Origin of the sequence: Streptococcus sp. HMSC071D03 (genome assembly GCF_001812125.1) — a bacterium.
Classification (GTDB): domain Bacteria; phylum Bacillota; class Bacilli; order Lactobacillales; family Streptococcaceae; genus Streptococcus; species Streptococcus pseudopneumoniae_N.
This window is the reverse complement of sequence record NZ_KV807807.1, coordinates 34,994-42,596: the sequence shown is the minus strand read 5'-3', so window position 1 is coordinate 42,596 and position 7,603 is coordinate 34,994. Positions and strand designations below refer to the sequence as shown.

Genomic DNA, 7,603 nt, shown 5'->3' with positions numbered 1-7,603 from the left:
CACCTGATATTATGCGTTTTTCTGATTTTAAAGACTTTTTGCCCAGCCTCTTTTCTTAATGTTTGACAAACGCGCCAACCTCAAGTATAGCGGATTGAACTTAGAATAGCACACTATAGATTCTAAAACATTTTTAGAAATTGATTTGACTTTCCTAATCTCTTTGTTCATATCTTATTTCAATCAATTATATAAGTTTGGAAATCGACATTTTGGGGCAGAGGGATATTATGTGAGTACAGTTGGCCACAATGAAGCCACAATGAAGCCACAATAAGGAAATATATCCAAGATTAAAGAAATTATCCAGTGGATGATTTCTTCACGAGTATAAAACTTTGAGAACGAGTAAAGATGATATAGCACTAGATAAATTAAGTGTAAAAGAATATGAGGATCCCTTTAGGGAAAGTGGTAAGTAATACTCAAGCGTCTTTAAGAGGCAAGTGACGAGTCAAGAGCAATGAGGCTTGAACAACGTGAAAGCCAGCGTCTTTAGGCGCTGGCTGGTAATTTGGACTTATAGACCTAGTACAAACCACCCGTTTAACGGATGGTCATGATTTTTTGATTTTTGTAAATTTTTATTATACAATAAAACCAAATAAAAAGAAGGCGGTAACAATATGCTTAAGGCGAAAATTTTTTATGTATTTTTATTTTTGATCGTTGTCGAAACTACAGGCTTGTTGTTGTTGAAAAGAGGTCTCGAAATGGGTTATTTAGACACAGAAGCTATTATCCTCGCAATTTTTTCATTTGCTTTTTACAACCTATGTTCATTCGGTTGGGTCTACTTTACAATAAAAAACAATAAAAAATAAATAGACGTATTTTTAGTCAGAACCTCTCAAAAAACGCATTTTCTTGCACCTGCTCCGTAAATGTGTTATACGGATTCTGAGAAAAAGTGATAGTTTTCTAAGCCATGAGCAATGGAAAAGCACCAGCAGTGCGAATGCTGAGGCTTTTTTTGCGTGGTTGCGAACCACGTCCGGACCAGTGGCACTTAATCATCGCCTTTCTTATCTAGCCAGACAGAAGAAACTCAAATAGTATGTTCAGATGATTATGGTTATGTAAAAATTCCTAAATCATGGGTTCATTTCAAAGAAATTGAAGGTGGAGATGACATTCAGTACTGTGATGGCACGGATGTCAACATTGTAACTCTCAATACCTTTAAACCTGAGCAGTTTGCTATTAGTGAAAGCGAATACGCAGCGCTTGAAACTGTTCAAATTTCAACTAGCATTTATGAATCTAAACAGAAAAGTCAAGACTTCTCCAAGGTATGGGGGTCAAAATCAACTATCGGTGGCTATGAGGCCTAAGTAGTAAACTGTATTGCTAAGAATGGTAAATATTTAATTATCTGGTTTTTTAAATCCGATGATGGTAAGTTTAGATATGTTTCTCTTGAAGGTCTTCCAGAGGTATTAAAAAATATCCTTCCTATGGTGGAAGAAAGTTAGACCAATAAAAAGAGTTAAAATCGTGAAAACAGGAGTCATTCCTGTTTTTTGTTTTACTTATTAAGAAATTTATAAAAAATATGTTTGAAATTAGCAAATGTTTAAAACGTAAACAATAAAAATCGAACAAAATACAACAAAAAACATTGACAACGGTTTCATATAATGTTATACTTGTACCATAAAAGTTAAATATGAAGGGAGAAGGTCATGGGATTAGATCATTTCTTTGACAAAGACTTAGTCTTTTGCTTAGAAGCAGATAATCAAGAGCAACTTTTCGATCAAGTTGCAACCCTATTGGAAGAAAAGAAAGTTGTTACAGATACCTATCGATCGGCCTTGATTGAACGTGAAAAATCGTTCCCAACTGGTTTAGATATGGAGTTTTTAGGGAAGGATTTGCCTAACGTAGCTATCCCTCATACTGATACCATTCATAATCTAACTGAAAATGTTGTCGTGGTTCGTCTGGAAAAACCAGTAACATTCCACAATATGATTGCCCCTGATAAGGAAGTAGAAGTTTCATTGTTGTTCTTTATCATCAACAATTCAAGCTCAAGTCAAACAAATATTCTTGCACAGTTGATGGACTTCTTTACAGGCAATGGTCATCTTGAAGCGCTGTCTAAGATTAAGGAACCTGAAGCCTTGTTCCAATATATCTCAGAAGCGACTGCTTAATTTGTTAATAATTTTTATATAAAAACGGAGGAAATCCAAATGATTAAAATTCTTGCTGCTTGTGGTGCAGGTGTTAACTCAAGCCACCAAATTAAAAGTGCTCTTGAAGAAGAACTTTCTAACCGTGGGTACGATGTTCAATGTGATGCCGTTATGGTAAAAGATGTCAATGAAGACTTGATTAAAGGTTATGATATCTTCACACCAATCGCTGCTACTGATTTAGGTTTTGAACCAGGTATTCCAGTTGTTGAAGCAGGACCAATCTTGTTCCGTATTCCAGCTATGAGCGCTCCAGTCTATGATAATATTGAAGCAGCTATCAAAGAACATGGTCTAAGCTAATTATTAATTTGTAAATATTCCATAAAAATAAAGGGAGGAAAATTATGGATATCATTATCGAACTAGCCAATAAGCTGTTCAAACCTATCTTGGAAATGGGTGGACCGATCATCATGCTGATCATTTTGACACTATTGGCTCTACTTTTTGGAGTGAAATTCTCCAAAGCGCTTGAAGGTGGTATCAAACTTGCCATCGCTCTTACTGGTATCGGTGCTATCATCGGTATGTTAAATGGTGCTTTCTCAGCATCACTTGCAAAATTCGTTGAAAATACTGGTATTCAATTGAACATCACCGACGTTGGTTGGGCACCACTTGCTACAATCACTTGGGGTTCAGCTTGGACACTTTACTTCTTGCTTGTGATGTTGATCGTCAACATTGTCATGCTTGCAATGAAGAAAACTGATACACTTGACGTCGATATCTTTGATATCTGGCACTTGTCTATCACAGGTCTTTTGATTAAATGGTACGCTGACAACAATGGAGTTAGCCAAGGAGTTTCACTCTTCATCGCGACTGCAGCAGTTGTCCTTGTTGGGGTTCTTAAAATTATCAACTCTGACTTGATGAAACCAACATTTGATGACCTTCTTAACGCACCAAGTTCATCACCAATGACTTCAACTCACATGAACTACATGATGAACCCAGTTATCATGGTTTTGGATAAGATTTTTGATAAACTCTTCCCAGGTCTTGATAAATACGACTTTGACGCTGCTAAATTGAACAAGAGAATCGGTTTCTGGGGATCTAAATTCTTCATCGGTTTCATCCTTGGTATCGTTATCGGTTTGATGGGTACTCCACATCCGGTTGCAGGTGTTGAAGGGGCTGAAAAATGGGAATATGTAATTAAAGGTTGGTTGTCACTTGGTTTGACTGCCGGTGTCTGCTTGGAGCTCTTCTCATTGATCGGTTCATGGTTCATCGCAGCCGTAGAACCACTTTCACAAGGTATTACAAACGTTGCTACTAAACGTCTTCAAGGACGTAAATTCAACATCGGTCTTGACTGGCCATTCGTAGCTGGTCGTGCTGAAATCTGGGCTTGTGCTAACGTACTTGCACCAATCATGTTGATCGAAGCTGTGCTTCTTTCTAAAGTAGGAAATGGTATCTTGCCACTTGCTGGTATCATCGCTATGGGTGTAACTCCAGCTCTCTTGGTAGTTACTCGTGGTAAATTGCTCCGTATGATTATCTTTGGAACACTCTTGTTGCCACTCTTCCTTCTTTCAGGTACACTTATCGCACCATTTGCAACAGAACTTGCTAAAGGTGTCGGTGCCTTCCCAGAAGGTGTAAGCCAAACTCAGCTCATTACTCACTCAACACTTGAAGGACCAATCGAAAAACTTCTTGGTTGGACAATTGGTAACACTACAACAGGTGATATCAAAGCAATCCTTGGTGCTGTAGTATTCCTTGCTTTCTATATCGGTATCTTTGCTTGGTACAGAAAACAAATGATCAAACGTAATGAAGAATATGCAGCAAATGCAAAATAATTCGCTCCTAAAAATGTAAATTGTAAAAACTAGGTTGTCAGTTTCCAAGTATGGAGTCGGCAATCTAGTTTTTTTAGGGAAAAAATTAATGGAGGTAACCCTAGTGATTGAATTACAATCAGAACAGTTAAATGTACAATTTCAGACCTTTGGAGGTGCTCTTACCTCAATAAAAGACAAGGATGGAATTGAGTACTTGTGGCAAGGAGATCCAACTTACTGGAGCGGTCAAGCACCTGTTCTATTTCCAATTTGTGGATCTGTTAGAAATGATACTGTCCTATATGATCAAGAAGATGGTAGTCAAGTAAAAGGTAAAATCCCACGTCATGGTCTTGTACGGAAAAAAGATTTTGAATTAGTGGATCAAACGGATAACTCGGTTACTTTTGCTATTGAAGATGACCAAGAAATGTATGAAAATTATCCTTATCATTTTCGCTTAGAAATAACTTATACAGTTACTGGAAAGACAATCCATACTCAGTATCAAGTTACTAATAAGGAAACAGATAAAAAAATGCCATACTTTATTGGTGGACATCCTGGTTTTAACTGTCCTTTATTTGATGATGAAGCCTATGAAGATTACTATCTTGAATTTGAAAAATCTGAAACTTGCACGGTTCCAAAACCATTCCCAGAAACAGGGATGTTGGATTTTCAAGATAGAAGTGACTGGCTAAAAGCTCAAAAGGAATTGGATCTAAACTATGATTTCTTTAGCTATGATGCTGTGACTTTAGATGAATTAACCTCTCGCTCTGTTTCCTTACGGTCACGTAAGCATGATAAGGGATTAAAACTGGACTTTGAAGAGTTTCCAAACCTCATCGTTTGGTCAACGCTTAATAAAGGTCCTTTCCTTGCTCTGGAACCTTGGTCAGGTTTGTCAACTTCACTCGAAGAGGGCGATCATCTAGAAGATAAGAAAAATGTTCGAATCTTAAATCCAGCTCAAAGTGATCAAATTGGTTTTGATATAGAAATTTTCTAAAAAATAAACAAAAACAAACATAAACTGTTGACTTTTTAAAACAATAGTAGTATATTATGTTTAGAAAGAACAATTTGTGTTTGTTTTGACAAGTTATTCTTCCAATTTCTCCAAGGAGAAGTTACTAAGAGTGAATAGATGATTCATTCTTAATCTAAAATAGTCAACAAAACTACTAGTAACTATTTGGTGATGGTCATTTTCTTTCCAGAACCAAAAAATTTTTACTGGTCTATTATAAAAAAGGAGTATACAATATGTCTATTGTTATTGGTGCAGATGCTGCAGGTTTGAGATTGAAAGAAGTCGTTAAAGATTTCTTGGAAAAAGAAAACTTCCACGTTGTGGATGTTACAGCTGAAGGTCAAGACTTCGTTGATGTAACTCTTGCAGTTGCTGAAGAAGTTAAAAAAGAAGAACAAAACCTTGGTATTGTCATTGATGCTTATGGTGCAGGTCCATTTATGGTTGCAACTAAAATCAAAGGAATGGTTGCTGCAGAAGTATCTGACGAACGTTCAGCTTATATGACTCGTGGTCACAACAACTCACGTATGATTACTATGGGTGCTCAACTTGTTGGTGACGAATTGGCTAAGAACATTGCTAAAGGCTTTGTAAATGGTAAGTATGATGGCGGTCGTCACCAAATCCGTGTCGACATGTTGAATAAAATGTGCTAATTTTTATATTGAAAGAAAGGTAAGATAAAAATGAGAATTGCAATTGGATGTGACCACATCGTAACAAATGAAAAAATGGCGGTTTCAGAATTTTTGAAATCAAAAGGACATGAAGTCATCGACTTTGGTACTTATGACCACGCTCGTACACACTACCCAATTTTTGGTAAAAAAGTTGGTGAAGCAGTAGTTAGTGGCCAAGCTGATCTTGGTGTATGTATCTGTGGTACTGGTGTAGGTATCAATAACGCTGTTAACAAGGTTCCAGGTGTTCGTTCTGCTTTGGTTCGCGATATGACAACAGCTTTATATGCAAAAGAACAATTGAATGCCAACGTTATCGGATTTGGTGGTAAAATCACTGGTGAGTTGCTCATGTGTGATATCATTGAAGCTTTCATCAATGCTGAATACAAACCATCTGAAGAAAACAAAAAATTGATCGCTAAAATCCAACACGTTGAAACTCATAACGACCATCAAACGGATGCCAACTTCTTTACAGAATTCCTTGAAAAATGGGATCGTGGTGAATACCACGACTAAGAGGTGACTTATGATTTTAACAGTCACAATGAACCCATCCATTGATATTTCCTATCCTTTGGATGAATTAAAAATTGACACTGTCAACCGTGTTGTTGATGTTACGAAAACGGCTGGTGGTAAAGGTCTTAACGTTACTCGGGTCCTATCAGAATTTGGTGACTCTGTAGTCGCAACAGGACTTGTCGGTGGTAAACTTGGTGATTTTTTAGTAGAAAATATTGATGATAAAGTAAGCAAACGTTTCTTCTCTATTCAAGGTGAAACCCGTAACTGTATCGCAATTCTACATGGAGAAAACCAAACAGAAATCCTAGAAAAAGGTCCTGAAGTTCAAGAAAAAGAAGGTCAAGATTTCTTGGCTCATTTCAAAGAACTTTTAGAGACTGTAGAGGTAGTAGCCATTTCAGGTAGTCTGCCAGCTGGTCTTCCAGTTGATTACTATGCGAGCTTGGTAGAACTTGCTAATCAAGCTGGTAAGCCTGTTGTTTTGGACTGTTCAGGCGCTGCACTTCAGGCAGTTCTTGAGTCTTCACATAAACCAACAGTCATCAAACCAAATAATGAAGAATTATCTCAACTTTTAAGAAGAGAAATTTCTAAAGATTTGGATGAGCTAAAAGCTGTTCTTCAAGAACCCCTATTTGAAGGAATCGAGTGGATTATCGTTTCCTTAGGTGCTAACGGAGCATTCGCTAAACACGGTAACACTTTCTACAAAGTAGATATTCCAAGAATTCAAGTAGTAAATCCAGTAGGTTCTGGCGATTCTACAGTGGCAGGTATTGCTTCAGGTCTTTTCCATAAAGAAACGGATCAAGAACTGTTGATAAAGGCAAATGTCCTTGGTATGCTTAATGCTCAAGAAAAAATGACCGGTCATGTCAATATGGCCAACTATCAAGGTCTCTATGACCAATTAATTGTAAAAGAGGTATAAAATGGTTTTCACAGAAAATAAACGCGCTTGTATGCAAAAACTCTCTGATGAGAATGGTATCATCTCAGCTCTTGCTTTTGACCAACGTGGTGCTTTGAAACGCCTTATGGCTCAATACCAAACAGAAGAGCCAACAGTAGCTCAAATGGAAGAACTTAAAGTATTGGTAGCGGATGAATTGACAAAATACGCTTCATCTATGCTTCTTGACCCTGAGTATGGACTTCCAGCGACTAAAGCTCTTGATCCAAAAGCTGGTCTTCTCCTTGCTTATGAGAAAACTGGATACGACACAACAAGCACTAAACGTTTGCCAGACTGCTTGGATGTTTGGTCTGCAAAACGTATCAAGGAACAAGGTGCAGATGCTGTTAAGTTCTTGCTTTACTATGACGTAGATAGCTCTGACG

General features: G+C 37.3%; 7 protein-coding genes and 3 pseudogenes. All 10 read left to right on the top strand.

The genetic code is table 11. From position 1 onward, the window contains the following. Positions 1-181: 181 nt before the first annotated feature. Positions 182-422: pseudogene (locus HMPREF2837_RS10935) on the top strand (hypothetical protein); the annotation flags it as partial. A 615-nt stretch (positions 423-1,037) separates the two neighbouring features. Then, a pseudogene (locus HMPREF2837_RS11755) lies at positions 1,038-1,475 on the top strand (hypothetical protein); the annotation flags it as partial. Between the two features lie 210 nt (positions 1,476-1,685). Beyond that, on the top strand, positions 1,686-2,162 hold the full coding sequence (locus tag HMPREF2837_RS09410; protein WP_049548491.1) for a PTS sugar transporter subunit IIA: 477 nt from the start codon (positions 1,686-1,688) through the stop codon (positions 2,160-2,162). 39 nt (positions 2,163-2,201) lie between these two features. After that, positions 2,202-2,507 carry a PTS sugar transporter subunit IIB gene (locus HMPREF2837_RS09405; RefSeq protein ID WP_000590576.1) on the top strand — a complete coding sequence of 102 codons (306 nt, stop codon included), beginning with the start codon at positions 2,202-2,204 and terminating at the stop codon, positions 2,505-2,507. Positions 2,508-2,551: 44 nt separating this feature from the next. Next, positions 2,552-4,027: a PTS galactitol transporter subunit IIC gene (locus HMPREF2837_RS09400; protein ID WP_049548492.1), complete on the top strand. Its 1,476-nt coding sequence runs from the start codon at positions 2,552-2,554 to the stop codon at positions 4,025-4,027. A gap of 88 nt (positions 4,028-4,115) precedes the next feature. Next, positions 4,116-5,024 carry an aldose 1-epimerase family protein gene (locus HMPREF2837_RS09395; protein ID WP_075230882.1) on the top strand — a complete coding sequence of 303 codons (909 nt, stop codon included), beginning with the start codon at positions 4,116-4,118 and terminating at the stop codon, positions 5,022-5,024. A 257-nt stretch (positions 5,025-5,281) separates the two neighbouring features. Then, positions 5,282-5,707, top strand: coding sequence for a galactose-6-phosphate isomerase subunit LacA (gene lacA, locus HMPREF2837_RS09390; RefSeq protein WP_000029280.1), 426 nt, complete (start codon positions 5,282-5,284; stop codon positions 5,705-5,707). 30 nt (positions 5,708-5,737) lie between these two features. Then, the gene (lacB, locus tag HMPREF2837_RS09385) at positions 5,738-6,253 is read left to right on the top strand and encodes a galactose-6-phosphate isomerase subunit LacB (RefSeq protein WP_001216925.1); all 516 of its coding nucleotides are present in this window, start codon (positions 5,738-5,740) and stop codon (positions 6,251-6,253) included. 10 nt (positions 6,254-6,263) lie between these two features. Continuing rightward, positions 6,264-7,193, top strand: a complete 930-nt coding sequence (locus HMPREF2837_RS09380; protein WP_049548493.1) for a tagatose-6-phosphate kinase — start codon at positions 6,264-6,266, stop codon at positions 7,191-7,193. A gap of 1 nt (position 7,194) precedes the next feature. Continuing rightward, positions 7,195-7,603: pseudogene (locus tag HMPREF2837_RS09375) on the top strand (tagatose-bisphosphate aldolase); the annotation flags it as partial.

Excerpts from the sequence above, each read along its gene's own strand:
- HMPREF2837_RS09410 (WP_049548491.1), top strand. The coding sequence starts at position 1,686 with ATGGGATTAGATCATTTCTTTGACAAAGACTTAGTCTTTTGCTTAGAA.
- HMPREF2837_RS09405 (WP_000590576.1), top strand. The coding sequence starts at position 2,202 with ATGATTAAAATTCTTGCTGCTTGTGGTGCAGGTGTTAACTCAAGCCAC.
- HMPREF2837_RS09400 (WP_049548492.1), top strand. The coding sequence starts at position 2,552 with ATGGATATCATTATCGAACTAGCCAATAAGCTGTTCAAACCTATCTTG.
- HMPREF2837_RS09395 (WP_075230882.1), top strand. The coding sequence starts at position 4,116 with ATGGAGGTAACCCTAGTGATTGAATTACAATCAGAACAGTTAAATGTA.
- lacA (WP_000029280.1), top strand. The coding sequence starts at position 5,282 with ATGTCTATTGTTATTGGTGCAGATGCTGCAGGTTTGAGATTGAAAGAA.
- lacB (WP_001216925.1), top strand. The coding sequence starts at position 5,738 with ATGAGAATTGCAATTGGATGTGACCACATCGTAACAAATGAAAAAATG.
- HMPREF2837_RS09380 (WP_049548493.1), top strand. The coding sequence starts at position 6,264 with ATGATTTTAACAGTCACAATGAACCCATCCATTGATATTTCCTATCCT.